24 protein-coding genes and 1 tRNA gene are annotated in these 26211 nt (G+C 70.5%); 12 read left to right on the top strand and 13 right to left on the bottom strand.

Annotated elements, in window-relative coordinates:
• Positions 1 to 118: 118 nt before the first annotated feature.
• Positions 119 to 646, bottom strand: coding sequence for a universal stress protein (locus tag ACFYO2_RS19060; protein ID WP_388350030.1), 528 nt, complete (start codon positions 644 to 646; stop codon positions 119 to 121).
• A 321-nt stretch (positions 647 to 967) separates the two neighbouring features.
• On the opposite strand from ACFYO2_RS19060, the gene ACFYO2_RS19055 reads away from it, so the two are divergent.
• From ACFYO2_RS19055 to ACFYO2_RS19030, 6 genes are all read left to right on the top strand, one after another.
• Positions 968 to 1270 (top strand): hypothetical protein, encoded by a 303-nt coding sequence (locus ACFYO2_RS19055; protein ID WP_388350028.1) that lies wholly within the window; start codon positions 968 to 970, stop codon positions 1268 to 1270.
• Positions 1271 to 1648: 378 nt separating this feature from the next.
• Positions 1649 to 2908 (top strand): GlxA family transcriptional regulator, encoded by a 1260-nt coding sequence (locus tag ACFYO2_RS19050; protein WP_388350026.1) that lies wholly within the window; start codon positions 1649 to 1651, stop codon positions 2906 to 2908.
• Positions 2909 to 3106: 198 nt separating this feature from the next.
• A complete protein-coding gene (gene orn, locus ACFYO2_RS19045; RefSeq protein WP_388350024.1) occupies positions 3107 to 3709 on the top strand; it encodes an oligoribonuclease in 603 nt (200 codons plus the stop codon).
• A gap of 86 nt (positions 3710 to 3795) precedes the next feature.
• Positions 3796 to 3868: transfer RNA gene (locus tag ACFYO2_RS19040), tRNA-His, on the top strand.
• A gap of 106 nt (positions 3869 to 3974) precedes the next feature.
• Complete coding sequence (locus ACFYO2_RS19035) at positions 3975 to 4490, top strand: GNAT family N-acetyltransferase (RefSeq protein ID WP_388350022.1); 516 nt, start codon at positions 3975 to 3977, stop codon at positions 4488 to 4490.
• Between the two features lie 232 nt (positions 4491 to 4722).
• The gene (locus tag ACFYO2_RS19030) at positions 4723 to 4998 is read left to right on the top strand and encodes a hypothetical protein (protein ID WP_388350020.1); all 276 of its coding nucleotides are present in this window, start codon (positions 4723 to 4725) and stop codon (positions 4996 to 4998) included.
• 6 nt (positions 4999 to 5004) lie between these two features.
• On the opposite strand, the gene ACFYO2_RS19025 is transcribed toward ACFYO2_RS19030, so the two are convergent.
• Positions 5005 to 6060, bottom strand: a complete 1056-nt coding sequence (locus ACFYO2_RS19025; protein WP_388350018.1) for a LacI family DNA-binding transcriptional regulator — start codon at positions 6058 to 6060, stop codon at positions 5005 to 5007.
• A gap of 355 nt (positions 6061 to 6415) precedes the next feature.
• Here ACFYO2_RS19025 and ACFYO2_RS19020 point away from each other — a divergent pair, with 355 nt between their 5' ends.
• From ACFYO2_RS19020 to ACFYO2_RS19005, 4 genes are all read left to right on the top strand, one after another.
• A complete protein-coding gene (locus tag ACFYO2_RS19020) occupies positions 6416 to 7744 on the top strand; it encodes an ABC transporter substrate-binding protein (protein ID WP_388350017.1) in 1329 nt (442 codons plus the stop codon).
• A gap of 5 nt (positions 7745 to 7749) precedes the next feature.
• Positions 7750 to 8763 (top strand): carbohydrate ABC transporter permease, encoded by a 1014-nt coding sequence (locus ACFYO2_RS19015; RefSeq protein WP_388350015.1) that lies wholly within the window; start codon positions 7750 to 7752, stop codon positions 8761 to 8763.
• Between the two features lie 11 nt (positions 8764 to 8774).
• The gene (locus tag ACFYO2_RS19010; protein WP_388350013.1) at positions 8775 to 9677 is read left to right on the top strand and encodes a carbohydrate ABC transporter permease; all 903 of its coding nucleotides are present in this window, start codon (positions 8775 to 8777) and stop codon (positions 9675 to 9677) included.
• 123 nt (positions 9678 to 9800) lie between these two features.
• Positions 9801 to 11264 carry a GH1 family beta-glucosidase gene (locus tag ACFYO2_RS19005; RefSeq protein WP_388350011.1) on the top strand — a complete coding sequence of 488 codons (1464 nt, stop codon included), beginning with the start codon at positions 9801 to 9803 and terminating at the stop codon, positions 11262 to 11264.
• A gap of 141 nt (positions 11265 to 11405) precedes the next feature.
• On the opposite strand, the gene ACFYO2_RS19000 is transcribed toward ACFYO2_RS19005, so the two are convergent.
• The 8 genes from ACFYO2_RS19000 to ACFYO2_RS18965 all read right to left on the bottom strand — a co-directional run bounded on the left by ACFYO2_RS19000 (position 11406) and on the right by ACFYO2_RS18965 (position 21534).
• A complete protein-coding gene (locus ACFYO2_RS19000; protein ID WP_388350010.1) occupies positions 11406 to 12470 on the bottom strand; it encodes a hypothetical protein in 1065 nt (354 codons plus the stop codon).
• Positions 12471 to 12557: 87 nt separating this feature from the next.
• Complete coding sequence (locus tag ACFYO2_RS18995) at positions 12558 to 14570, bottom strand: beta-galactosidase (RefSeq protein ID WP_388350008.1); 2013 nt, start codon at positions 14568 to 14570, stop codon at positions 12558 to 12560.
• A complete protein-coding gene (locus ACFYO2_RS18990; RefSeq protein ID WP_388350006.1) occupies positions 14567 to 15880 on the bottom strand; it encodes a glycoside hydrolase family 36 protein in 1314 nt (437 codons plus the stop codon). Before ACFYO2_RS18990 ends, ACFYO2_RS18995 begins: the two co-directional genes overlap by 4 nt.
• A 26-nt stretch (positions 15881 to 15906) precedes the next feature.
• Complete coding sequence (locus tag ACFYO2_RS18985; RefSeq protein WP_388350004.1) at positions 15907 to 16794, bottom strand: carbohydrate ABC transporter permease; 888 nt, start codon at positions 16792 to 16794, stop codon at positions 15907 to 15909.
• On the bottom strand, positions 16791 to 17771 hold the full coding sequence (locus ACFYO2_RS18980) for a carbohydrate ABC transporter permease (protein ID WP_388350002.1): 981 nt from the start codon (positions 17769 to 17771) through the stop codon (positions 16791 to 16793). The genes ACFYO2_RS18985 and ACFYO2_RS18980 overlap by 4 nt, the downstream gene beginning before the upstream one ends.
• 20 nt (positions 17772 to 17791) lie before the next feature.
• The gene (locus tag ACFYO2_RS18975; protein ID WP_388350000.1) at positions 17792 to 19105 is read right to left on the bottom strand and encodes an ABC transporter substrate-binding protein; all 1314 of its coding nucleotides are present in this window, start codon (positions 19103 to 19105) and stop codon (positions 17792 to 17794) included.
• A gap of 318 nt (positions 19106 to 19423) precedes the next feature.
• Positions 19424 to 20833 carry a sensor histidine kinase gene (locus tag ACFYO2_RS18970; RefSeq protein ID WP_388349998.1) on the bottom strand — a complete coding sequence of 470 codons (1410 nt, stop codon included), beginning with the start codon at positions 20831 to 20833 and terminating at the stop codon, positions 19424 to 19426.
• Positions 20830 to 21534 (bottom strand): response regulator transcription factor, encoded by a 705-nt coding sequence (locus tag ACFYO2_RS18965; protein ID WP_388349996.1) that lies wholly within the window; start codon positions 21532 to 21534, stop codon positions 20830 to 20832. Before ACFYO2_RS18965 ends, ACFYO2_RS18970 begins: the two co-directional genes overlap by 4 nt.
• A 123-nt stretch (positions 21535 to 21657) precedes the next feature.
• On the opposite strand from ACFYO2_RS18965, the gene ACFYO2_RS18960 reads away from it, so the two are divergent.
• Positions 21658 to 22173 (top strand): hypothetical protein, encoded by a 516-nt coding sequence (locus ACFYO2_RS18960; protein WP_388349994.1) that lies wholly within the window; start codon positions 21658 to 21660, stop codon positions 22171 to 22173.
• A gap of 12 nt (positions 22174 to 22185) precedes the next feature.
• Here ACFYO2_RS18960 and ACFYO2_RS18955 read toward each other — a convergent pair whose 3' ends face one another.
• Positions 22186 to 23055, bottom strand: coding sequence for a spermidine synthase (locus tag ACFYO2_RS18955; RefSeq protein ID WP_388349992.1), 870 nt, complete (start codon positions 23053 to 23055; stop codon positions 22186 to 22188).
• Positions 23056 to 23289: 234 nt separating this feature from the next.
• Positions 23290 to 23706: a hypothetical protein gene (locus tag ACFYO2_RS18950; protein WP_388350401.1), complete on the bottom strand. Its 417-nt coding sequence runs from the start codon at positions 23704 to 23706 to the stop codon at positions 23290 to 23292.
• 308 nt (positions 23707 to 24014) lie between these two features.
• Here ACFYO2_RS18950 and ACFYO2_RS18945 point away from each other — a divergent pair, with 308 nt between their 5' ends.
• The gene (locus ACFYO2_RS18945; RefSeq protein WP_388349990.1) at positions 24015 to 25457 is read left to right on the top strand and encodes a hypothetical protein; all 1443 of its coding nucleotides are present in this window, start codon (positions 24015 to 24017) and stop codon (positions 25455 to 25457) included.
• Positions 25458 to 25574: 117 nt separating this feature from the next.
• Here ACFYO2_RS18945 and ACFYO2_RS18940 read toward each other — a convergent pair whose 3' ends face one another.
• Positions 25575 to 26171 carry a histidine phosphatase family protein gene (locus ACFYO2_RS18940; RefSeq protein ID WP_388349988.1) on the bottom strand — a complete coding sequence of 199 codons (597 nt, stop codon included), beginning with the start codon at positions 26169 to 26171 and terminating at the stop codon, positions 25575 to 25577.
• Between the last annotated feature and the right edge of the window lie 40 nt (positions 26172 to 26211).

The following is a 26211-nucleotide window of genomic DNA, read 5'->3' as shown; positions in this document are numbered from 1 at the left end:
GGTGAGCGATATATGCCCTTCACAAGGGCACAAACACCTCTACGCGCCAGTAGATTTGCGCGCTGCACAAGGGAGTTCGGCCGTTCCCACGGCGCATCTCACCTGGGAGAACGACGAGTTACGGAATGACAACGACCGGCCGCTTGGCGCGCTTGGCGAGCCGCCCGGCGACGGAGCCGAAGATGCGTCCGACGATGCCGTGGGTGGAGCCGACGACGATCGCGTCCGCCGCGTACTCCTGCCCGACCTCCTCGAGCTCGTGGCAGATGTCGCCGCCGCGCTCGACGAGGATCCAGGGCACCTCCGCGAGGTACTCCGCGCAGGCGAGCTCCAGACCGAGCACCTCGGTGCGGTGGTCCGGCACGTCGACGAAGACCGGTGGCTCGCAGCCGGCCCACACGGTGGTGGGCAGCCGGTTGGCGACATGGACGATGATCAGGCCCGACCCGGAGCGATGTGCCATACCGATGGCGTACGCGAGGGCGCGCTCACTGGACGTGGAGCCGTCGAAGCCCACCACGACGCCATGCTTGAAGGCGGGGTCGCAGGTTTGGCGTGGCTCTTCCGCCGCCAGGGGCTCGGCCGCCGTGGGATCGGCGACGGGCCGCTTGCGGTCCGCAGGTTCGAAGAATTCGTGACCGGCCATGGCTGTCTCGGCGTTGTGATCCTTTTATGGGTGGCACGACAGTGCGCGGCGGAGTCTGTGTCCGGGAATCATCTTCCCAACCCCATACCCCCAAGGGTACGGCGGCACGCCTCCTTCAGCCCAGATCGCGCCCACTGTGCGTGGGAGTTCCAGGGAGCATGCACGAGGGTGCGCCCGTCACGCAATGGTTGCTGCGCTGTACAGGCGGTTTGCACAGCATTCACGTACCGGCCGGACCACTCCGGCACAAAACCGGCCGCACAGTGACCGACGGATCGAACACGCGTTGATCTTCCTGAGCCACGCCACAGGGAGTACGCCATGCCCGGACCGCAGCCCCCCACCCAGGACTCCGCCACCGTCGTCCGCTGGGCGGCCTTCAGCTGCGTCCTGGTCCCCGTGGTCCTCCTCTGGTACGGCTCCTCCCTCGCCGGCGCGGCAGGCACCGCGCTCAGCCTGGCCGCCGTCACCGCGGCCTGCCGTATCCTCCTGCGCCAGTCGGAACTCGGCGCGGCCCGCCTGCTCGACGAGGAGAGCGCCCCGCATCGCGGCCGTCATCACAGGCCCGAATCGGGGGCGCGCGGAGGCGGACATCACAGTGGGGGAAATACACCGGTCGGCTGACCGGTTTCCGCGCACGCGCACGACTCTTTTCAGCCAACTTCCGGCCACCGCGCATCCCTTGCCCCGACCACCCCCCAACCCCCGTTCGACCTGCACGGAAAGGGCTCGGGGCACCCTGCGCACCCTACGTGGATTGGCCACTGCGACAAGGCGCACTTCCCTGCACGCCCCACGAGTGCAACGCTTCGTGATCGAATGCTTCACGCCAAGTTGCCAAGTCGACAATGTGCCGGATGACCAACTGGTCCCCCCGGCACCACGGGACGCAGTAGATTCGATCTTGACTGTCTTACGGCGGGGGACTCGTGCAGGACCGAGGGGAAACGTGCAGGAGCGACACAACCGAGGAGCCGCGACCACCGAGGGGGGCTTAGCAGTATGAGCCACGACTCCACTGCCGCGCCGGAAGCCGCGGCCCGGAAACTTTCCGGGCGACGCCGCAAGGAGATCGTCGCGGTGCTGCTGTTCAGCGGCGGCCCCATCTTCGAGAGTTCCATACCACTGTCGGTGTTCGGGATCGACCGCCAGGACGCCGGCGTGCCGCGCTACCGCCTCCTTGTGTGCGGTGGCGAGGAAGGACCGCTGCGGACCACAGGGGGCCTGGAACTCACCGCACCACATGGCCTGGAGGCGATCTCACGGGCGGGCACCGTCGTCGTGCCGGCCTGGCGTTCGATCACCTCCCCGCCACCGGAGGACGCGCTCGACGCGCTGCGCCGGGCGCATGAGGAGGGCGCCCGCATCGTGGGCCTGTGCACCGGCGCCTTCGTGCTGGCGGCGGCGGGGCTGCTGGACGGTCGCCCGGCCACCACCCACTGGATGTACGCACCGACGCTGGCCAAGCGCTATCCGTCGGTGCATGTCGACCCGCGCGAGCTGTTCGTGGACGACGGCGATGTGCTGACGTCCGCGGGTACGGCGGCCGGAATCGACCTCTGTCTGCACATCGTGCGGACCGACCACGGCAACGAGGCGGCCGGTGCGCTGGCCCGACGCCTGGTGGTCCCCCCGCGCCGAAGTGGCGGCCAGGAGCGCTACCTCGATCGGTCTTTACCTGAGGAGATCGGCGCCGACCCGCTCGCCGAGGTCGTCGCCTGGGCGCTGGAGCACCTGCACGAGCAGTTCGACGTGGAGACGCTCGCCGCTCGCGCGTACATGAGTCGGCGTACGTTCGACCGCCGGTTCCGCTCCCTCACCGGGAGCGCGCCGCTGCAGTGGCTGATCACCCAGCGGGTGCTTCAGGCACAGCGTCTCCTGGAGACGTCGGACTACTCGGTGGACGAGGTCGCGGGGCGCTGCGGCTTCCGCTCGCCGGTGGCGCTGCGCGGGCACTTCCGACGTCAGCTGGGGTCGTCGCCGGCCGCGTACCGTGCGGCCTACCGTGCGCGGCGGCCGCAGGCCGAGCGGCAGCCGGATCCCGAGACTGCGGCGGGGGCGCCGAGCTCGCCGTCTCCGCTGCATCCCGAGAGCGGTGGGGGGCCGGTGCCGCTCCAGACCCGCCGAACGGCGCCGCCGAGTCCGGTCGGGACGTCCGCGTCCGTGGCTTCGTCCTCGTCCTCCTCTTCGTCCTCGGACAATGGGCGTGAGGCGTACGCGGGGCACCGGGCGAGTCTGCCGGGGCAGCGCAGCGGGATGTGAGATTCGGACGGGTGGGGGGGGGGGGGGGGGGGGGGGGGGGGGGCGCCGCGCCCCCCCCCCCCCCCCCCCCCCCCCCCCCCCCCCCCCCCCCGTCCCCAGGGGCGCTGCCCCTTCGACCCCGCCAGGGGGCGGAGCCCCAGGAACGCTCACACCTGTACCGGGGACCACAAAAGTGGACGTCAGCCTTAGGGTGGTCGCATGAACGATCGCATGGTGTGGATCGACTGCGAGATGACCGGCCTCTCGCTGTCAGACGACGCGCTCATCGAGGTGGCCGCCCTCGTCACCGACTCCGAGCTGAACATCCTCGGCGACGGTGTCGACATCGTCATCCGTCCGCCGGACCGGGCGCTGGAGACGATGCCGGAGGTGGTGCGTCAGATGCACACCGCGTCCGGACTCCTCACGGAGCTGTCCGGCGGCACGACGCTCGCGGACGCCGAGGCGCAGGTCCTGGCGTACGTACGCGAGCACGTGAAGGAACCGGGCAAGGCCCCGCTGTGCGGCAACTCGGTCGGCACGGACCGCGGTTTCCTGCTGAGGGACATGCCGACCCTCGAGGACTACCTCCACTACCGGATCGTCGACGTGTCCAGCATCAAGGAGCTGGCCCGCCGCTGGTACCCGCGCGCCTACTTCAACAGCCCGAAGAAGAACGGCAACCACCGCGCCCTCGCCGACATCCAGGAGTCCATCGCGGAACTGCGCTACTACCGCGAGGTCGTCTTCGTACCGCAGCCGGGGCCCGACTCGGACACCGCGAAGACGATCGCCGCGAAGTACGTCCTGCCTGCGGAGTAGGGCGCCTTGAAAGCCGGGCGCGAGCACCCCTTCGGACCCTGTACACTTTTTCTCGGCCGGTCGGAGAAATCCGAACAGCCGACATGGTGGGTGTAGCTCAGCTGGTAGAGCACCTGGTTGTGGTCCAGGATGCCGCGGGTTCAAGTCCCGTCACTCACCCTGACACATCAGCCGGTGACCTTGGAAACAAGGTCACCGGCTGATGTCGTTTCCGGCGCCAACGGCTCCTCCCGGACCGGAGGAGGTGCAGCTCTAGGCTGGGCCGATGGCCGAACCCCTGGTATCCGCCGAGCCCCTCTCCACTCCGCGCCTCAGCCTCCTCCCCCTGCGCGTCGAGCACGCCGAGGAGATGGCCGCCGTACTGTCCGACCCGGCCCTGCACGCCTTCACCGGTGGCACACCCGACTCCCCCGGCGCCCTGCGGGCCCGCTACGAGCGGCTGGTCGCCGGGGCGCCCGATCCGACTGTCTCCTGGTGCAACTGGGTGCTGCGGCCGCGCGCGGACTCCCACCTCGTCGGCACCGTCCAGGCCACGGTCACCGGACGGCACACCGCGGAGATCGCCTGGGTGGTCGGGACGCCCTGGCAGGGACGCGGGTTCGCCTCGGAGGCGGCGCGGGCGCTCGTGGAGTGGCTCGGGCGGAGTTCCGTACGGACGGTCGTCGCCCACATCCACCCCGAGCACCTCGCGTCGGCGGCGGTCGCCGCGGCGGCCGGACTGGCACCGACCGAGGAGGAACAGGACGGCGAGCGGCGGTGGCAGCTGCTGCTGAGCGACTGAGCCCGCCGCCTGCCATGCCGACGTCGGCCCCCTCGGCTCCCTCGTGTCCGGTCCTGTCCCTTCTGTCCCTCCTGTCCCTCGTATCAGCGGGGCAGTCGGTGTAGTCGGCGGTCAGGAGGAGGCGGGCGGTGGGGCCCAGGGCGTAGGCCATCGCCGACGCTGCGGCGGTCCGGCCGCGATCGTTGGGCGTATTGTCGCCTTATGAGCCGTTCGTGAGGTTGGGAGACTCGTCATGCGGTCGCGGCGGATTCCCCGGTGGCGGCTGCTGACGTGGGTGATCCTCGCGTTCAACCTGGGGATGCTGCTGTGGCTCGTGGTCGCTCTGGACGCGGCGGGTGAGGGCGGCGAGAGGTGCGGCGGGGAACTGTGCCGGGACGCGCTCGACCTGGGGACCTCCACCAGTGCCTGGCTGGTGATCTTGTTCTGGCTGGCGGGCGTCGTACTGCTGGGCGTCGCCTGGTTCGTCACGCACCGCACCGAGGAGCCGCGCGGACGGCACCGACGGTGATCGCGGTCAGGACGACCGTCGTGCCACCAACTCCGTCGCCAGGACCACCTGTCTGCGCTCCAGTTCCCGGGTGACCGCGGGGCGGCGGTCCGCGATCTCGGTCAGGAGCAGGTCGATCATCCTGCGTCCCATCTCCTCTATGGGCTGGCGGACGCTGGTCAGGGGCGGGTCCATGTGGCGGGCGATGGCCGAGTCGTCGTAGCCGACCAGCGCCACGTCGTCGGGAATACGGCGGCCCTCCTCGCGCAGGACCTGGCGGGCGCCGGCCGCCATCACGTCCGAGCCCGCGAAGACCGCGTCCAGGTCGGGGCGGCGCGCCAGCAGTTCGGTCATCGCGCGTCGGCCGCCCTCCTCGGTGAAGTCGCCGGGCTGGATCAGCTGCTCGTCCAGCTCGTGGCCGGCATCCAGCAGAGCGTCGCGGTAGCCGTCGACGCGCCGCTGGGCGCCGTACACGTCGAGGCGGCCGGTGATGTGGGCGACCGCCCGGCAGCCGCGGGCCAGCAGGTGTTCGACGGCGGAGCGGGCGCCGCCGTAGTTGTCGGAGTCGACCGAGGGGAGGGTCTCCGCGGCGGATCTCGGGCCGCTGATCACGGCCGGGATCTCCAGCTGGGAGAGGAGGTCGGGCAGCGGGTCGTCTGCGTGTACGGACACCAGCAGGACGCCGTCGACACGGTGCGCGGCGAGGTACTGGGCGAGGCGGGCCCGCTCCCGGTCGTTGCCCGCGAAGATCAGCAGCAGCTGCATCTGCGTGTCGGACAGCTCGGCCCCGACGCCCTTGAGCATGTCGGAGAAGTACGGCTCGGCGAAGAAGCGGGTCTCCGGCTCGGGGACGACGAGGGCGATCGCGTCGGTGCGGTTGGCGGCGAGGGCGCGCGCGGCCGTGTTGGGGACGTAGCCGAGCTCGGCCACCGCCGCCTCCACCGCGGCGCGGGTGGCGTCGCTGACCCGGGGCGAGCCGTTGATCACCCGGGAGACCGTGCCGCGGCCGACGCCGGCACGGGCTGCCACCTCTTCGAGGGTGGGCCGGCCACCGCTCCGGCTCCGCGCTCCGTGGCTTGCCATGGGCTTCGCCCTCCCGTCGACCCTTGCGTTGGCCTGGAATCTAACAGTCATCGTCGGAGGGGAGCCCGCCACTGGTCGGCTCCCGGGTTTCCGCAGGAAGTCCCCCGGGGTGGCCGAAAGGTGATCCCCGGGTTCCAGTTAACAGCCCGATAACTGAACGCATCTCTCCGCCCCCAGTCCCTTGACACCCCCGCTCGGACCGACGACGCTTCAACACATCACCGGTGGGAGCGCTCCCACGGTACCTGACACATACACATCCCGCACGTTCCCCGCCCGAGCCGCAGCTTGAAATAACGGGCCCAACAACGCAGTTGGCCGGGGGGTCGGCACGTCAGGGCAACAGGAGGACGCAATGCGAGCACGTACCCGAATCGCCCGCAAGACGATGGTCCTCGCGGCCGTCGCCGCGCTGGGCTCCGGGCTGCTGGCCGGCTGTGCCGACGACGGAGACGACGGCGGCGACGGCTCGTCTTCGGGCGAAGGCGGCGGCGGCAAGACCACGATCACTCTGGGACTCTTCGGCACCCAGGGCTTCAAGGAAGCCGGCCTCTACGCCGAGTACGAGAAACTGAACCCGAACATCAAGATCGCCGAGAACGTCGTCGAGCGGAACGAGAACTACTACCCCGCTCTCGTCAACCACCTGACCACCAACAGCGGCCTGCAGGACATCCAGGCCGTCGAGGTCGGCAACATAGCCGAGGTCGTGAACACCCAGGCCGCGAAGCTGATGGACCTGTCCAAGGTGGAGGGCGTCAAGTCGAGCAACTGGCTCGACTGGAAGTGGAAGCAGGCCACCACCAAGGACGGCCAGACCATCGGTGTCGGCACCGACGTCGGCCCGATGGCCATCTGCTACCGCAAGGACCTGTTCGAGCAGGCCGGTCTGCCCTCCGACCGCGAGGAAGTCGCCACGTCGTGGGCGGGCAGCTGGGAGAAGTTCGTCGAGGTCGGCAAGAAGTACCAGGCGAAGGCGCCCAAGGGCACCACCTTCCTGGACTCCCCCGGCGGTCTGCTGAACGCGATCGTCAGCGGTGAGAGCGAGAAGTTCTACGACGCCTCCGGCGAGGTCATCTACAAGACGAACCCGGCCATCAAGAAGGCCTTCGACCTGACCGCGCAGGCCGCCGAGGACGGGCTGATCGGCAACCAGACGCAGTTCCAGCCCGCCTGGGACACGACGATCGCCAACAGCAAGTTCGCCGCGATGTCCTGCCCGCCGTGGATGCTCGGCTACATCAAGGGCAAGTCGAAGCCCGAGGCCGCCGGCAAGTGGGACGTGGCCACGTCGCCGAAGCCCGGCAACTGGGGCGGCACCTTCCTCGCCGTGCCGAAGTCCGGCAAGCACGCCGATGAGGCCGCGAAGCTCGCCGCGTGGCTGACCGCGCCCGAGCAGCAGGCCAAGCTGTTCGCCAAGCAGGGCAGCTTCCCGAGCGCCCCGGCCGCCTACACCATGGAGCAGGTCACCGGCGCGAAGAACACCATGACCGGTGACGCCCCGATCGGCACGATCTTCGCCGAGGCCGCCAAGCAGATCCCGGCCCAGGTGATCGGCCCGAAGGACCAGATCATCCAGCAGGGTCTGACCGACAACGGCGTCATCCTGGTCACCCAGGGCAAGTCGCCCAAGGATGCCTGGGAGACGGCCACCAAGACCATCGACAACAACCTGGAGAAGTGACCGGTATGGCCACCCGGCACGACACCGCCGCGCTCCCCCTCAAGGAGGGGGGCGCGGCCCCGGGCCGCCCGCCCGCCGACGCCGTGCCCGAGGCGGACAAGCGCCGCCGGGCCCGGCTGTCCCGCCGCTGGCAGCGGGACATGCGCTGGAGCCCGTACGCGTTCGTCTCGCCGTTCTTCCTGCTGTTCCTCGCGTTCGGCCTGTTCCCGCTGATCTACACCGGCTGGGCCTCGCTGCACACGGTGGAGATGACCGCGCCCACCGACATGGAATGGGCGGGCCTGCGCAACTACACGCGGATCTTCGAGGACGACTTCTTCTGGAACGCGGCGAAGAACACCCTGACCATCGGCATCATCTCCACGGTTCCGCAGCTGCTGATGGCCATGGGCATCGCCCACATCCTCAACTACAAGCTGCGCGGCTCGACCTTCTACCGGGTCATGATGCTCGCGCCGTACGCGACGTCGATCGCGGCCGCGTCCCTGGTGTTCGTGCTGCTCTTCGGCCGTGACTACGGCATGATCAACTGGGCACTGAACGCCGTCGGCATCGACAACATCGACTGGCAGAACGACAAGTGGGCCTCCCAGATCGCCGTCTCGTCGATCGTGATCTGGCGCTGGACCGGCTACAACGCACTGATCTACCTGGCCGCGATGCAGGCGATACCGCAGGACCTGTACGAGTCTGCGGCCCTGGACGGGGCCAACCGCTGGCAGCAGTTCCTGCACGTCACCCTGCCGTCGCTGCGCCCGACGATCCTGTTCACCTGTGTCGTGTCGACCATCGGCGCCTCCCAGCTCTTCGGTGAGCCGCTGCTGTTCGACGCCAACAAGGGCACCTCCGGCGGCTCCCAGCACCAGTTCCAGACGCTCGGCCTGTACCTGTACGAGCAGGGCTGGGTCAACCAGCACCTGGGCCGCGCCTCGGCGATCGCCTGGACGATGTTCCTCATCCTCATCGTGGTCGGGATCATCAACTACGTCATCTCGCGCCGGCTGCGCGCCAGTAGTTAGGAGAACCGGCCGTGACGACGACACTGACTCCGGTGGATACGACCGACCAGAAGCCCAAGCGCATACGACGGCCCAAGTCGGCGCGCGCGGGCGGGCAGATGCACGCCGGCCCGATCGCGTACATCATCCTCGCCCTGTTCACCATCGGCTCGCTGTTCCCACTGGTGTGGACGGCGATCGCCGCCTCGCGCGACACCCAGCGCCTGGCGCAGACGCCGCCGCCGTTCTGGTTCGGCTCGAACCTCTTCGACAACCTCGAGATCGCCTGGCAGGACGCCAATCTGGGCGAGGCGTTCATCAACACCACGTTCGTGGCGGGGGTGTCGGCGCTGACCATCGTCTTCCTGTCGACGATCGCCGGGTTCGCCTTCGCCAAGCTGCGCTTCAAGGGCCGCGGCGCGATGATGCTGATCGTGATCGGCACCATGATGGTGCCGCCGCAGCTCAGTGTGATCCCGCTGTACATGATGGTCGCCGAGCTCGGCTGGACCGACCAGCTGAAGGCGGTCATCTTCCCGTCGCTGGTGAGCGCCTTCGGTGTGTTCTTCATGCGGCAGTACCTGATCCAGGCGCTGCCCGACGAGATCATCGAGGCGGCCCGGGTGGACGGCGCGAGCAGCTGGCGCGTGGTGTGGCACGTGGTGTTCCCGGCCGCGCGGCCCGCGATGGCCGTCCTGGGCATGCTGATGTTCGTCCAGACGTGGAACGACTTCCTGTGGCCGTTCCTGGTCCTGACCCAGACCGGCAGCCCGACCGTCCAGGTCGCGGTCGCGGGACTCGGCCGCGGCTTCACGCCCGACCAGTCCCTGATCATGGCGGGCGCGCTGCTGGGCACGCTGCCGCTGCTGCTGGTCTTCGCCATCTTCGGCAAGCAGATCGTGGGCGGCATCATGCAGGGCGCGGTCAAGGGCTGAGCCCAGTCGCACGGGGGCCGGGTCATCGACGCCTCGGCCCCCCTCTCTCCGCTGCCCCTCTCCCCTCCCTCCCCCCAATCCCCCTGACTGTCGGTTCATCCGACCTCCTATGGGAGCGCTTCCATGCCTGAGTCCGAAACGCCGGCGAACCCGGTGACCTTTCCCCCCGCCTTCCTCTGGGGCGCCGCGACCTCCGCCTACCAGATCGAGGGGGCGGTGCGGGAGGACGGCCGTACGCCCTCCATCTGGGACACCTTCAGCCATACGCCGGGCAAGACGGCCGGCGGTGAGACCGGTGACATCGCTGTCGACCACTACCACCGCTACCGCGACGACGTGGCGATGATGGCGGAGCTCGGCCTGACGGCGTACCGCTTCTCGGTCTCCTGGTCGCGGGTGCAGCCGACGGGCCGGGGCCCGGCGGTCCAGGTGGGCCTGGACTTCTACCGCCGGCTGGTGGACGAGCTGCTCTCCGTCGGGATCAAGCCCGCCGTGACGCTCTACCACTGGGACCTGCCGCAGGAGTTGGAGGACGCGGGCGGCTGGCCCGAGCGGGACACGGCGTACCGCTTCGCCGACTACGCGCAGATCGTCGGCGAGGCGCTCGGCGACCGGGTGGAGCAGTGGATCACGCTCAACGAGCCGTGGTGCAGCGCCTTTTTGGGCTACGCCTCCGGCGTGCACGCCCCCGGCCGCACGGACGCGGCGGCTTCGTTGAAGGCCGCGCACCACCTGAACCTGGCGCACGGTCTGGGGGCTTCCGCGCTGCGCGCCGCGATGCCGGCCCGCAACTCGGTGGCGGTGAGCCTCAACTCCGCGGTGGTCAGGCCGCTCTCGCAGGACCCCGCGGACCTGGCGGCCGCGCAGAAGATCGACGACCTGGCCAACGGCGTCTTCCACGGCCCGATGCTGCACGGCGCGTACCCGGAGTCGCTGTACGCCGCGACGGAGCTGATCACGGACTGGTCGTACGTCCAGGACGGCGACCTGGCGGCCATCAACCAGCCGCTGGACGCGCTGGGCCTCAACTACTACACGCCGGCGCTGGTCGCGGCGACGGACCCGCACGCGGAAGCCCCGCGCGCCGACGGACACGGCGCCAGCTCCTTCTCCCCCTGGCCGGGGGCGGACGACGTCGCCTTCCACCAGACGCCGGGCGAGCGCACGGAGATGGGCTGGACGATCGACCCGACGGGCCTGCAGGACCTGATCATGCGCTACACGCGTGAGGCGCCGGGTCTGCCGATCTACATCACCGAGAACGGCGCGGCCTACGACGACAAGCCCGACCCCGACGGCCGTGTCCACGACCCCGAGCGGGTCGCGTATCTCCACGGCCACCTGCGCGCGGTCCGCCGCGCCATCGCGGACGGCGCGGACGTGCGGGGCTACTACCTGTGGTCCCTGATGGACAACTTCGAGTGGGCGTACGGCTACGGCAAGCGCTTCGGCGCGGTCTACGTCGACTACGCGACGCTGGAGCGGACGCCGAAGTCGAGCGCGCTGTGGTACGGCAAGGCGGCGCGGACGGGGACGCTCCCGCCGGTGACATCGGAGGACCTGCCGCCACTGGCGGCGACGGACTAACACCTGCGGGGGGATCCGGGGGACGGGGCGCGGCACTCGAGGGGGGTGTCGCGCCCCGCTGTGTCTCAGTCCGGTACCGCTCGTTCAGTCCAGTACCACGCGTTCAGTCCAGTACCGCCACCACGAGCAGCACGACGAGGGTCACGACGACCGCCGTGGCCACGGTGATCGCGGCGAAGTGGCGGACGCGTTCCCTGGTGGGCCGGGTGGTGACCTCGATGCCGGTGTGGGTGGGGAAGGCGTAGTAGTCGCGGTTCGGGTCGGCGTGCACCTTGACGCGGACCAGGGGAAGGTCGCGGAGTGTCGCGCGGCGCGCCACTCCCCTTTGTGCACGGCCAGATGGGGGGTGATCAGCACCCGGTGGGCGTCATCGAGGTCGTCCGGGAGTTTGTCGGTGGCCTTCGTCAGGACGACCTTGCGCCACTCGCCCAGGTTGCCGGTCGAGCGCCTCAGGTCCAGTCTGCCGAGCTGTCTCTCCTTGTCGTGGTGAGGGGTGCGGTCCACGATCCCCTCCGTCCAGACCGTGAAGCGGCCGGTGCCCTGGCACTCCTGGTGGGTGACCCGTTTCGTGCCCTCGCAGACCTCGCACTGCACGTAGCCCGTCTTCTTGCAGGCGGGGCAGTCCAGTTGGCGCCGGCCGCGGCACTCCGGGCAGGCCACGTCCGGGATCCGGCAGCGCGCGCAGGTGGCCCGCGCGGCCCGGTCCTGGGCGGTGGCGTAGGGGTGCCGGGACGCCGTGGCCCGGCGGGTGCGCGAGCGGCCGGTGCCCTCGCACTCCCAGCAGGCGTCGGGGCCGCCCTGGCATTCGGCGCAGTCGACGAAGCGAGGGCAGTCGTGCCGACCGCGCCCGCCGCACGCCGCGCACTTGTTCGTGCCGCCGTGGCAGTCGGCGCACAGGACCTCGTCGAGCGAGCCCCGGCGCACCAGCACCCACCGTTGGGCCCGCTCCGGGTCGGTCGGCGGGTCGACGGGGTACGTGCGGATGTCGGTGTACGTCGGCCGGTCGGCGATCTCGCCGCGGCTGCCCGGCTCCCGCATGGGGTGCTCGTCGCGCGTCTCGATGCAGCGGACGACGCGGAAGTCGAGCAGGGACTGCCGGCTGAGGTCCGCGGTACCGGGCGAGCTCAGACGTGTGGTGATGCCGCGCCGGGCGGCGTACGCCTCGACCGCCTCGAGTATCTCTTCGTCGGACGGTCCTCTGGCCACAGCCGCTCCCCCTGGTCGACGCCCGACGATCAGGGTAGGAGCCGCCCGGTTGGCCAGCAAGAAGCCAACCGGGCTGTTCCCACGTGACTACGGGGTGGCGGGGCGCGGTTCCCGTACGACCGCCACGTCGCCCGGCGCCACCGTCACCCGGCCGCCGTCGAGGCGCTTGCCCGCCAGCAACTCCGTTGCCTGTGCGGCCACTTCGACCTCGGCGCCCTGGTCACCGTGGTTGATCAGGAAGAGGTAGTCGGCCTCCGAGCCGCGCCGCAGCACCGCCTCCACCCCCTCGGGCGTCACCCGGACCGGCGCCACTCCCGCCTCCGCGCGGATACGGTCCAGCAGGGCCGCCAGCGTCGACGCATCCGGCAGGGTCGCCACGTACCAGGTCGTGCCCGTGCCGTACGTGCGTCGGGTCACCGCCGGGACACCGGTCAGCGGACCCGACGTGTACGACGTGACCGCCTCCGCGCCCTCCAGGCGCACCCGCTCCGACCAGAGCACGCCTTCGCCGCCCCCGCTGAGGCCCACCGACTCGCCCGGCAGCAACGGGAAGAGTTCGTCCGTCCGCACTCCCAGCGCCTCGCGGAAGGCGCCCGGGTAACCCCCCAGCCGCACATGGCAGTTCTCGTCCACCGCCCCGCTGTGGAAGCCGACCGCCAGGGTGCCCCCGCTCTGGGCGAAGCGCGTCAGGTTGGCCGCGGCCTCGTCGTCGACGAGGTAGAGGCTCGGGGCCAGGACCAGGCGGTACGCCGACAGGTCGGCGTCCGGACGTACGAAGTCCACGGCGACGCCCGCCCGCCACAGCGGCTCGTACCAGGCGCGGACCAGGTCCGGATAGCGGACCTTCTCGCTCGGCTGGGAGGGGAGTTCCAGGGCCCAGCGGGCGTTCCAGTCCCAGACGACGGCCACGGATGCCGTGCCCGCGCTGCCGCGCACCTCCGCCAGTGCCTTCAGGTCGGCGCCGAGTGCGACGACGTCCCGCCAGATCTGACTGTCCGTGCCGGCGTGCGGCAGCATCGCCGAGTGCCACTGCTCGGCACCCGCCTTGGCGGCCCGCCACTGGAAGTAGGCGATGCCGTCGGCGCCGTGCGCCACGTGGGCGAGGGCGTTGCGGCGCAACTCCCCCGCCGTTTTGGCCCGGTTGACCGGCTGCCAGTTGACCGCGCCCGTCGAGTGCTCCATCAGCAGCCAGGGGCGCCCGCCCGCCAGTGAGCGCACCAGGTCGCCGCTCAACGCGATGTCGATCTCCGACTCCGGGTCGGCGGACTGGAGGTAGTGGTCGTTCGAGACGATGTCCAGCTCGGGGGCCCAACGCCAGTAGTCCAGCGCGTCGAAGGCGAACATCACCATGAAGTTGGTGGTGGCGGGCACCTCCGGGGCCGCTTCGCGCAGCACCTCCCGCTCCGCCTTGTACAGCGACAGCAGCTCGTCGCTGCAGAAGCGCCGCCAGTCCAGCTGGTGGGCCGGGTTGGGTACGGCGCCGGTGGCGCGGGGCGGGATGATCTCGTCCCAGTCGTAGTACCACTGGCTCCAGAAGGTGGTGCCCCAGGCGTCGTTCAGTGCCGCAAGGTTCTCGTACTTGGCCCGCAGCCAGCCCCGGAACGCCTCCGCGCTCGCCTCGCAGTAGCACTCCGCGTTGTGGCAGCCGTACTCGTTGTGGATGTGCCACATCACCACGGCCGGGTGATCGGCGTACCGCGCGGCCAGTTCACCCGCGATCCGCAGGGCGGCCTCGCGGTAGGCGGGGCTGCTCGGGCAGAACGTCTGACGGCTGCCGTACGACAGTCCGCGGCCGTCCCGGTCCACCGGCAGCGCCTCGGGGTGCGCGCGGAAGAACCACGCCGGCGGGGCCGCCGTCGGTGTCGCCAGGTCGGCGGCGATGCCGTTCTCGTGGAGCAGGGCGAGGATCTTGTCGAGGCGCGAGAAGTCGTACACGCCCTCGGCCGGCTCGAGGAGCGCCCAGGAGAAGATGTTGACGCTGACCATGGTGACGCCGGCCTCGCGCATGAGGCGTACGTCCTCGGCCCAGACCTCCTCGGGCCACTGCTCGGGGTTGTAGTCGCCGCCGTAGGCGATACCCGGGACGTTCAAGGTGCTCACAGGACAACTCTCTTGAGGAGCCGACGGGTTGTCTCCACGCCCCACTGGTCCAGCGACAGCAGCCGGTCGCTGGAGGCCATCAGGCCGCCCGTCGCCTCGACGTGCGCCGCCCACCGCTCTCGGGTCTCCACCGCGGGGCGGGCCATCAGGCAGTCGGGGTCGTTGATCCACAGGCGGCCGTGCTGCCACTGGCGGCCGGCGCCGGTGAACTCGGCGGGGTCCTGGCCGGGCTGGGAGTAGTCGTCGGCCTCGGGGCGGCGGTGCGGGGCCGTGTCGGGGCTGACCCGCATCGCGTCGAACAGGCCGATGGAGGGCAGGATGGGGGCGCCGCAGCCCAGCAGGTAGGCGTCCTCGCCGATCGCGTCGCGGATGAGCCGGATGCCCTCGCGGTACGCCTGGAGGGCGTCCTGCGATCCGTGCCGTACGCCGTCCAGGGCGCCCGCGTACAGGAAGTCGACCTTGAAGTAGTCGTGGCCCTCGGCGCGCAGCGTCGTGAAGACCGAGGTCAGGTACTCCGCCGCGGCCGGGTGGGTGGTGTCGAGGACGCTCAGGTCGTGGCCCCAGTTGCGGCCCGCGTGCGCGAAACCGCCGTCCGCGTCCCGGACCAGCCAGTCGGGGTGCTCGGCGGCCAGGTCGCTTGCCGGGTCGACGAGGAAGGGTGCCGTCCAGATGCCGGCCCGGCGGCCCCGGGCGCGGATCGCGTCGGCGATCCCCGCGCGGGAGCGGAAGCGGCCGGAGAGCGTGAGCCAGTCGCCGAGGGCCTTCTGGTAGCCGTCGTCGATCTGGACGACGTCGACGGGCAGGTCGAGGGTGTCCATCGCACGCAGGTTCTCGTGGATGTCGTCCTCGGTGACGGCGGTGAAGTACTCGTACCAGGAGCACCACACCGTGGGGGCCGGGCGCGGGGCCGCGCCCCCGAGACCGGCGGCCCAGTCCGCCAGCGTCGACTGGATGTCCGTACCCGTGAACTCCTTCACCGGGCCGTCGGCGCTGATCTCCGCCGTGTCGCCCTCGACGCGCAGGCGGATCGACGGGACCTCGTTCAGCGGATCCGCCGCCGCCCACAGCCGGACCGGCGATCCGTCGCCCGGGTCGAGCGCCAGCAGGCCCTCGCCCTGGAAGGTGCCCTCGGGGACGGTGACGCCCGGTCGGTAGCAGACCGTCGCCCAGTTGTCGTTCGTCGGGCGGTACGGCGTCGCGTCGAGGGCGTAGGCGCCGCTGGGGCTCCAGGACTGCCAGCCCTCCTCGTGGACGCGGGCGGTGCGCGGGTCCACGAGGACGGAGCCGACCGGGGTGAAGGGGTTGTGCACAGGGGTTCTCTTTCGGAGGCGGGCTGTCAGCCCTTGTTGGCGCCGAGGGTGAGGCCGCTGACGAACTGGCGTTGGAGTGCGAAGTAGACGATCAGGGTGGGGATCGCGGTGAGGAGGGCGCCGGCGGCGACCAGGTTGGGGTCGGTGAAGTACTGGCCGGAGAGGTTGTTCAGCGCCGAGGTGATCGGCATGTTCTCGCCGGTGGAGATGAGCACGAGCGCCCAGAAGAAGTCGTTGTAGATCCAGATGGACAGCAGCGTGGCCAGGGCGGCCATCGCGGGCTTGCACAGCGGCAGCACGATCTGCCAGTACAGGCGCCACACCGAGGCGCCGTCCACCAGCGCGGCCTCGGTCAGCTCGTGCGGCAGCGAGCGCATGTAGTTGCTCAGCACGAAGGTGCAGAAGCCGGACTGGAACGCCACGTGGATCAGGACCAGGCCGAGCGCGGAGTCGTACAGCTTGCCGCTCATCGTGATGCCGGGCAGGTCGATGAGCAGGTACATGCGGTACAGCGGGGTGATGATGACCTGCTGCGGGAGCAGGTTGCCGGCGGTGAAGACCAGCAGCAGGAACAGGTTGACGCGGAAGTCGAAGCGGCTGACGTAGAAGGCGACCATCGACGACAGCAGCAGCGTCACCAGCACGGCCGGAACCGCGATGATCAGCGTGTTGCCGAAGTAGTGCAGCATGTCCGACTGCTGAAACGCGTTGGTGAAGTTGGCGAAGCTCAGCTTGTCCGGCCAGGAGACATAGCCCTTGTCGCTGGTCTCGCCGTAGGGGCGCAGGGCCGCGTACAGCGCCCACAGCAGCGGGGCCAGCCACGCCAGTGACGTGACCACGAGGAAGGTGTGCAGCAGGATCCGGGCGGGGCGCAGGGGGGTGCGCTGCTTGAGAGCGCCGGTGACGGTGCTCATGCGCGCCGCTCCTTCCGGAAGGTCGCGATCAGATACGGGATGATCACCGCGAGGGAGATCACCAGCAGGACGACGGCGATCGCCGACCCGTACCCGATACGGCTGGACTCGCCGATGATGTTGTTGGTGACCAGGATCGACAGCAACTCGGTGCCCTGGGCGCCCTTGTTGAAGACGAAGACCAGGTCGAAGGCACGCAGCGCCTCGATGATCGTCACGACCAGGACCACGGTGTTCGTGGGACGCAGGGTGGGGAAGATGACGTTCTTGAACGTCTGCCACTCGTTCGCGCCGTCCAGCGCGGAGGCCTCCCGCAGGGACGGGTCCACGCCCTTGAGGCCGGCCAGGTAGAGGATCATCATGTAGCCGGCGTGCCGCCAGGAGGCGGCGACCAGGATGGCCCACAGGTTGAGGTTCGGGTCGCCGATCCAGTCGATGTAGTGGCCGGGCTTGTTGGCCCCGATGACGCTGTTGATCAGGCCCGTGTCCGGGTTGTAGATCAGCTGCCAGACGAAGCCGATGACGGCCAGGGACATCACGACCGGCAGGAAGAACGCGGTCTGGTAGACCCGGCTGAAGCGGATCTTCTTGTCCAGCTGGACCGCCAGGAAGAGCCCGAGCGGGGTCGGGATCAGGATGAGCACGACGAACCAGATCACGTTGTGCTGGACGGCGGGCCAGAACTGCGGGTTGTCGGTGAACAACTGCTTGAAGTTGTCCAGCCCGACCCACTTGATCGAGTCGAACCCGATGCCGTCCCAGGTGGTGAAGGCGAGCGCGATCGAAGCGAGCGCGGTCACCCACACCAGGGCGACGTGCAGGATCGTCGGCACACCCGCCATCAGGCCGAGCGTGACGCGGTCACGGCGGGTGAGCAGGCGGTTGTGCCCCGCGGGTGCCCTCTTGGGGCTCTTGACGGAAGCGGGGCCGGGAGGCGGCGGGGCCGCCTCCTGGTCCTTGGTGGGCGTCGTCGTCATGTCGCTCTCACTCGCCCCGCTCACGCGGACGCGAAGATCGTCTTCTTCTGGCGTTCGATCGACGACAGGATGCTGTCGACGTTCTTGGGGTTGCGGACGAAGTTCTGCAGCGCGGGCTGCATCACCGTGGAGGTGAAGTCCGGGCGGCTGTCGCGGTCCATGAACTGCGTCAGGCTCTTCGCGCCGGAGATCATCTCGTACGCCTTCTTCTGCAGCGGCGTGTACGACGAGGTGTCGGCCTTGCTGGAGGCGGCCACCACGCTGGAGTCGGCCTTGAGGTAGATCTCCTCGGCCTCAGGGCTGCCCAGGTACTCCAGCAGCTTGGCCGCGCCCGATTCGTTCTTGGGGGACTTGGAGAGCATGAAGCCGTCGGTCGGCGCCTCCACGGTGTCCTGGCCGTAGGCCGGGTCGATCTCCGGGAAGGCGAAGAAGTCGAGGTCCTCCAGGTCGGCCGGGTTGGTGAACTGCTGGCCGACGAACGTGCCCAGCAGATACATGCCGGCCTTCTTCGACACCAGGGTCTGCGCGGCGTCCTGCCAGGTGCGGCCGACCGCGCCCTCCTGGTGGTAAGGCAGGATCTCGGACCAGTGGTCGAAGACGGCCTTCACCTTGGCGTCGGTCCAGGAGGCCTTGCCGCCCATCAGATCGACGTGGAAGTCGTAGCCGTTGGTGCGGAAGTTGATCTGGTCGAAGGTGCCCATCGCGGGCCAGGCGTCCTTGTCGCCGAAGGCTATCGGGACCAGGCCGTCCTTCTTCATCTGCTTGCACAGGGCGACCAGCTGGTCCCAGGTGGTCGGAACCTCGTAGCCGTGCTGCTTGAAGACACTCTTGCGGTAGAAGAGCGCCCACGGGTACGTGTACAGCGGCACGAAGTAGTACTTGCCGTCCTCGCCCTTGCTGAGCTTCTGCATCGCCTCGGGGAAGTTGCCCGCTATCTTCGCCCACACGTCGTCGATCGGCGTGGCCAGCTTCTTCGACGCGAAGAACTGCATCCGGTAGCCCGCGAACCAGGTGAACACGTCGTCCGGCGTGCCCTGCAGATACGAGTTGATCTGCTCCTGGAACGTGTTGTGGTCCTTGGTGTTGACGTCGACCTTGATCCCGGACTGCTTCGTGAAGGCCGCGTAGATCTCCGCGAACGCCTTCTTCGGCACTGCGTCCGACGAGTTGGACCCGAGCGTGACCGTCTTCGGGTCGGCGGACGAGCCGCTGCTGCCGCAGGCGCTGAGCAAGGGAATCCCGGCGCCGAGCAGGGCCGCGCCGCCCAGGCCGCGCAGCATGGTGCGGCGACTCGGGGAAGGGAAGGAGAGACCGGAGGGAGAGAGGTCGGGCATGAACGGCTCCTGACGGGCGGGGTTCGGCCACACGGGCGGGGTTCGGCCACGCTTGGCTTGAGATCCAGTCGGAATCAACCAGAAATCAACTTGACCGAACACGATGGCGCAATGACAGCCGTATGTCAGGTCATACGTCAATAGCTTTCGGCCCCATTTGTCGAAACGTAATCGACACGATCCCTCCCGCCTTCGGAGTGGAGCAGCCGACCACCGCGGCGACAGCCCCGCCGACCGCCTTGTTCCTACCGCTCACCTCGCGCCGGTGCTTGCTCATCACGTGTCTGCCTTCGTTCTTCGGTGATCTTGGGGGCGCACTCAGGGAAGGGATCGGGACCGGTTGAGGGCAGAGACCAGCCGGCCGGGCCGACGGCGTCGTACGGAGCCTCGGTGCCCCCGCCTCAGCGGCGCCCGCTCGCGCCCGTCCAGCTGGATCCAGATCCGCACCTCGGTCCCGCCGAGCACCGACGACCCGATCCGCACGTCCCCGCCCGTCTCCTCCGCGAGGCGTCGCACGATGTCGAGTCCGAGCCCGGTCGACCCGGCGCTTCCCGAACCCCGGCCGCGTGCCATCGCCGCCTCGGGGTCGGGTATGCCTGGCCCCGCGTCGGACACCAGCACGATCACCGCGTCCTCACCGTTGTGCAGGTCGACCGCGAAGGCGGTGCCCTCCGCGGTGTGCCGGAAGACGTTGCCGAGCAGGGCGTCCAGGGCGGCGGCCAGGTCCGTGCGGGCCACGGGTATCCGCACCGGCCGGTCGGCCCCGGCCACCCGCCACTTGCGGCCCTCGTCCTCCGCGAGCGCCGACCAGAACGCCATCCGCTCCCGCACCACCTCCGCCGCGTCGCACCCGGCGCCGGGTCCGGCCGACGCGGTCTGCGGTTTCGCGTCCCGGGCGGTACGGATGATGGTGTCGACCTCGCGCTCCAGTTGGGCGACCGCGGCCCGCGTCTGCTCCGCGGCCGGCCCGTCCCCGAGCGAGGCCGCGTTCAACCGCAGCACGGTCAGCGGCGTGCGCAGCCGGTGGGACAGATCGGCCGCCAACTCCCGCTCATTTGCGAGGAGCTGTACGACCTGGTCGGCCATGGAGTTGAACGCGACCGCCGCCAGTCGCAGTTCGGTCGGCCCCTCCTCCGGCACCCTCGACCCCAGCTTTCCCTCCCCCAGTTCGTGCGCGCCCTCGACCAGGCGCTGCGCGGGCCGCACCATCCGCACACCCAGCCGGTCGGCGACCGCGACCGAGCCGACGACGAGCGCGGCACCGACCCCGGCGAGCACCGCCCAGGCGGTGGCGACGCCGTTGCTGACCTCGGACTCCGGGACGTACACCTCGACGACCGCGATCTCGCCGGAGCTCAGCGCGACCGGCTGGAGCAGCGTGGAGCCGCCGGACACATCGCTGGTGGAGGCGCGGCCCAGCTTCCGCACGGCCGCGATGTCCCCGTCGGCGGCGCGCCGCCGCCCGAGGTCGACGGCCGGTGCGCCGTCGGACGCCGGTATGTGCACGGCCAGGCCCGCGTCCGACCCGGCCGAGGCGACGACCCGCTCCAGCTGGTCGCGGTCGGTGGTGATGGACAGGGCGGGGGCGACGGCCGCTGCCTGCCGTTCGGCGTTGGAGAAGGCGCGGTCCCGGGCCATCTCCTTGATGACGAGTCCGAGCGGGATCGCGAAGGCGACCACGACCATGGTGGTGACCGCCAGCGAGACCTTGACCAGTGCCCATCTCATCGCGCCGGCCCCGATCCCGGTGGCTCCAGCTTCACGCCGACGCCCCGCAGGGTGTGCAGATAGCGCGGGCTCGCCGCCGTCTCGCCCAGCTTGCGCCGCAGCCACGACAGATGGACGTCGATGGTCTGGTCGTCGCCGTACGACTGCTGCCAGACCTCGGCGAGCAGCTCCTTGCGGGGTACGACGACACCGGGCCGGCCGGCCAGGAAGGCGAGCAGGTCGAACTCGCGCCGGGTGAGGTCCAGTCGTACGCCGTCCAGCTCGGCCTGTCGGCGCAGCGGGTCGACGGTCAGGCCGCCGACGCGCAGCACGCTCTCCGGCGGCGCATCCCCGGCGGCGGTGCGGGACCGCCGTAGGACGGCCGCCATCCGTGCCGACAGGTGCTCGACCGAGAAGGGCTTGGTCAGGTAGTCGTCCGCCCCCGCGTTCAGCAGCCGGACGACCTCCGTCTCGTCGTCCCGGGCGGTGGCGATGATCACGGGGACGTCGGTGATGCCGCGCAGCATCTTCAGGGCCTCCGAGCCGTCCAGATCGGGCAGACCGAGGTCCAGGATCACCACGTCGAAACGGAAATGGGCGACCTCGCGCAGCGCCTCCAGAGCCGTACCGACGCTGCGCACCGTGTGGGCGGCGTCGGTCAGATGCCGGATGAGCGCCGAGCGTACGAACTGGTCGTCCTCGACCACGAGCACACTTGCCATGCGCCGCACCGTACGCCATGCCGCACAGGCCCATCCGGCGCCTGTGGACAACTTCCCGGCTGTGGAAAACAGGGCGGGGAGCGGGCGACACCGGTGGGACCTGTGAGGCAGTATTGGCCCGCGATGCGCAGAGGACTCGTACACCTCCTGGCTTGGACGCTCGCCACGGGCGCGGCGGCCACGCTGTCGTGGTGGGGCGTCCACACGGTGATGGCGGGCACGGCGTACGACCCGCCGCGCGCCCTGCCCGTCACGGCGGCCGACGCGACCACGCAGGAGTCGAAACCACTGGCGTCCTCGACGAACCGGCCGACGCCGTCCCGGTCCAAGAGCCCGTCGCGCAAACCGTCCCCGACCCCCACGCGGACCCCGTCGAGCCCGGCGACGACGGGCGCCGGTCCCTCCCCCACCGCGTCCGGCCAGGTCAAGAGCTACGACACCGACGGCGGCCGTGCGGTCTTCGACCTCGGCAGGACCTCCGCGACACTGGTCTCGGCGACGCCCGGCACCGGCTGGTCGATGCAGGTGTGGAAGACGGAGTCGTGGATCCGGGTGGAGTTCTCCTCGGGCGCGGACCGGGTGTCGGTGTTCTGCACCTGGCACGACGGGCCGCCGCGGGTGGAGATCGGGAACTACTAGCGATCTACCGCGTCACCGGAACACGGATGCCGGCGGCGCCGGAGAGGCCACCGCGGCCGCGTCGCTCACCGGTCCGGCGCCGCCCGTGAAGTCGGTGAGCTGCCTGCCGTGTTCGACGCGGCCCGGGTGCGGGTCGGAGGCCGCGCGGCGGGTGAGTTCGGCGATCGCAAGCGGGTGGTCGGAGGCGACGAGGACCGCGTTGCCGAAGCGTTTGCCGCGCAGGACGGTCGGGTCGGCGACCAGGGCGAGTTCCGGGAAGCGGGCGGCCGCGGTGGCGATCTGGCCGCGCAGGTGGGCGAGCGGCGGCCCGTCGGCGAGGTTGGCGGCGTAGAGACCGCCCGGCTTCAGGGCCCGGCGGACCTCGTCGAGGAACTCGGTCGAGGTGAGGTGGGCGGGGGTGCGGGCGCCGCTGAACACGTCGGCGATGACGAGGTCGGCCCAACCGTCGGGCACCTTGGCGAGACCTTCACGGGCGTCCACGGAACGCACCCGGATCCGGGCCCCCGTGTCCAACGGCAGCTCCCGGCGAACCAGTTGGACGAGGGCCGCGTCGCGTTCGACGACCTGCTGGGTGGAGCGGGGGCGGGTGGCGGCGACGTAACGGGCGAGGGTGAACGCGCCACCGCCGAGGTGCACGGCGTGCACGGGCCTGCCGGGTGGGGCGGCCAGGTCGATGACGTGCCCGAGCCGCCGCTGGTACTCGAAGGACAGATACGCCGGGTCGTCGAGATCGACATGTGACTGCGGCGCCCCGTCGACAAGCAGCGTCCAGGCCCGCGCCCGGTCCCGATCGGGTATGAGCTCGGCAAGCCCACCGTCGACGGCCTCGACGACAGCGACGGCGACCCCACTCCCGCGCCGAGCGTTCCTGGACTTTCCCATTGCGCCATTGTCTCAGTCGCAGCCCGTCGGGCCGCCGGGGCGACCCGGTCAGCCTGCGGCCGGTCGTGCCGCTTGGGCCGGCCGTCAGCCTGCGGGCAGTCGTGCCGCAGGGCGATGGGGCCCCCGCTCGAGCGAAGCCGAGAGTGGGGGAGGGTGGGCGCAGGCGGCACCCCGTGGCGCCGGGCTGCGCACCCACCCCGCTCAGCCCAAGCGCCGCTCACCGCCCGAGACACCTCACCGGCAGTTGTCCGCCGCCTCGATCAACCGAGCCGCCTCCCCCAGCGCGGCTCTCAGCACCGCCGGATCCGTCGCGAGATCCGTGTCCCCCGGTGGCAGCAACCAGTCCGAGCCCTCCACCGGCGGCTCGGGGCTCAGCCGCAGCCCCCGCCCGTCCGTCTCCGTACAGGTACTGCCCGGCACGTCCCACCCGGCCGCGGTCCCCGGCGGCACCACGAACCCCAGCGTGCCGCAGTCGTCGTCATGCAGGACGGGCCCGACCGCGTCGTCGCCCGCCCCGCGCCGCAGGATGTCGACCGCCTCGAGCCCGTGCCGCGTGGGCACCGTGACGACATCGCACGCGGCGTCCGGACAGGAAAGCGGCGTACTGGACGAAAGTGACATACAAGGGTCGACACTGTGTCTGGTCTCCATGTCGGCCTCCACCACGGAACCACTCCTCCAACGAACGGGTCGGGAGTCGGGCGGCTCCCGGTCCACAGGGTTCAACGCGTCCACCTGTCAACGGCTACGGCGGAAGTCCGCCGCAAAGGATGGCAGTTCATGGCAGATCCCGGATGAGATATCCGGTTTGTAGCCAAACGTCGCGTGGCGGGTCCGACACAGCGGGTACGGTCTTGCCCGCCGGAAACGGGGTGTCACACGGACAACTCACCGTGAATCAACCGTGAATCCACCGTGGTTCCGGCATGGTTCGACGGTTCGCACGAGAGGACCCGGCCATGGCGTCGTCAATGGTGACCCCGTCCCAGTCCCCCAGACCACCACAGCCCAACCTCGCGTTCCGGCAGTTGCGCGGCCGGCGCTCGCCGGCCGAGTTCGCCGCGGCGGTACGGCGGGCCGCCCGCGAGATCGGCGAGCGGGTCAGCTGCGACGCACGCTATGTCGGCCGGGTCGAGGCGGGTGAGATCCGCTGTCCCAACTATGCGTACGAACGGGTGTTCCTGCACATGTTCCCCGGCCGCACGCTCACCGACCTCGGGTTCGCACCCCGCTCGTCCGTACGAGGACGCCGGGCGCACGTACCCGAGGACGCGCCCCCCTCACGCGCCACGCCCCTGGTGGGCACCGCGGGTGAGACGCCTGGGGCGTACGAGCCGTATGAAGCGCAGAACCCGTACGAGACGCACGACAACCACGAGGAGAGCGACGTGCTGCGTCGCGCATTCATGACCAGCGGGGGCGCCACGATGGCCGCCGCCTCGCTGAGCCCTTTGACACTCGCCTTCGACGTCTCGGCGGCGGAACGCCCCGTACGGCGCGTCGGGACGAGCGAGGCGGGCGCCCTCGAAGAGGCCGTCCGCAGGATCCGGCTGCTCGACGACCGGCACGGCGCGGACGGCCTCTACCGGCGCGCGGCCGCCCCGCTGCGCGCCGCCTACGCCCTGCTCGACGCCGACACGACCCGGCAGACGACCGCCGAACGGCTCCACTCGGGCGCCGGTGAACTGGCCATCTCGGTGGGCTGGCTGGCCCACGACTCGGGCCGCTTCGACGACGCCCGCTCGCACTACGCGGAGGCGCTCGCGACCGCCCGGATGACCGGGGACCCGGGCCTGGAGGCTCACGCTTTCTGCAATACGGCCTTCCTCGCGCGGGACGCGGGCCGGCCGCGGGAGGCGGTACGCGCCGCGCAGGCCGCGCAACGCGTCGGGCGCCCGCTGGGTTCCGCCCGGCTGATGTCGCTGCTCGCGCTGCGCGAGGCGGGCGGCTGGGCCGCGCTCGCCGACCGCACCGGCTGCGAACAGGCACTCGCCCGCGCGCAGGCCCTCTTCGAGCGAGGCCGCTCGGACGCCGACCCCGAGTGGATGAGCTTCTACGGAGAGGCCGAGCTGGAGGGGCTGGAGGCGCAGTGCTGGTCGACACTCGGCGACTGGCGGCGCGCGGCCCGGCACGCGGGCCGTGCGGCGCAGCTCCAAGACCCGCACTTCACCCGGAACATCGCCCTCTACACGGCGGAACTGGCGGACGACCTGGCCCGCGGGGGACATCCCGACGAGGCCGCGGCGGCCGGGATGCGGGTGCTGGACCTGCTGGACGAGGTCCAGTCGTCCAGGATCCAGACGATGCTCGCGGGCACGGCGAGGGTGTTGCTGCCCCATCGGCGGGCGTCGGGGGTGTCGACGTTCCTGGAACGGCACGCGAGCCTGCCGCGCACGGCGTAGCCGCGGGCAGTCGCGCCGCTGGGGCGATGGGGATCCCCCCGCTCGAGCGAAGTCGAGAGTGGGGGCGGCGCCCGGCCGGCGCCGCCGAGCGACCCACCCGTCGGCACCAGCGCCGCGCTACACCGTGAGGTGCCCCACATCGTTCCAGCTCTCGATCGCCGCCTCCCCGTAAGCCCACCCGAGCACCGACAAGGACGTCGGGTTGAGCCTGATCCGCGCCGCGAAGTCGATCGGCAGCCCCAACCACCTCGCGCCGATGGACCGGAGTATGTGCCCGTGCGCGAAGACCAGCACGTCCCGGTCCTGCGCACGCGCCCAGGCCACCACCTCGTCCGCCCGGGCGGTCACCTCGGCGAGCGACTCGCCCCCGGGCACGCCGTCGCGCCAGATGAGCCAGCCGGGCCGGATGTCCTGGATCTCCAACGGGGTCATCCCCTCGTAGGAGCCGTAGTCCCACTCCATGAGCGTGTCCCAGGTGCTCGCGCGCTCGCCGAAGCCGGCGAGTTCGCAGGTCTCACGCGCGCGTGCCAGCGGACTGGATCGCACCTCGACCCCGGCCAGGCCCTCGAACGGCGCCCGGTGCAGGCGCTCGCCGAGCAGTTTGGCGCCGCGCCTGCCCTCTTCGAGGAGCGGTACGTCGGTCCTGCCGGTGTGCTTGCCGGACAGCGACCACTCCGTCTGTCCGTGCCGGGCCAGCAGGATGCGCGGTGCCATGAAGAGACCCTTCCGGGAGAAACGAGAGGCGGGGCCACCC

Origin of the sequence: Streptomyces sp. NPDC006602 (genome assembly GCF_042870385.1) — a bacterium.
In the GTDB taxonomy this organism is placed as follows: domain Bacteria; phylum Actinomycetota; class Actinomycetes; order Streptomycetales; family Streptomycetaceae; genus Streptomyces.
Note: the sequence above shows the minus strand (reverse complement) of the source record. Positions and strands in the feature narration are given on the sequence as shown.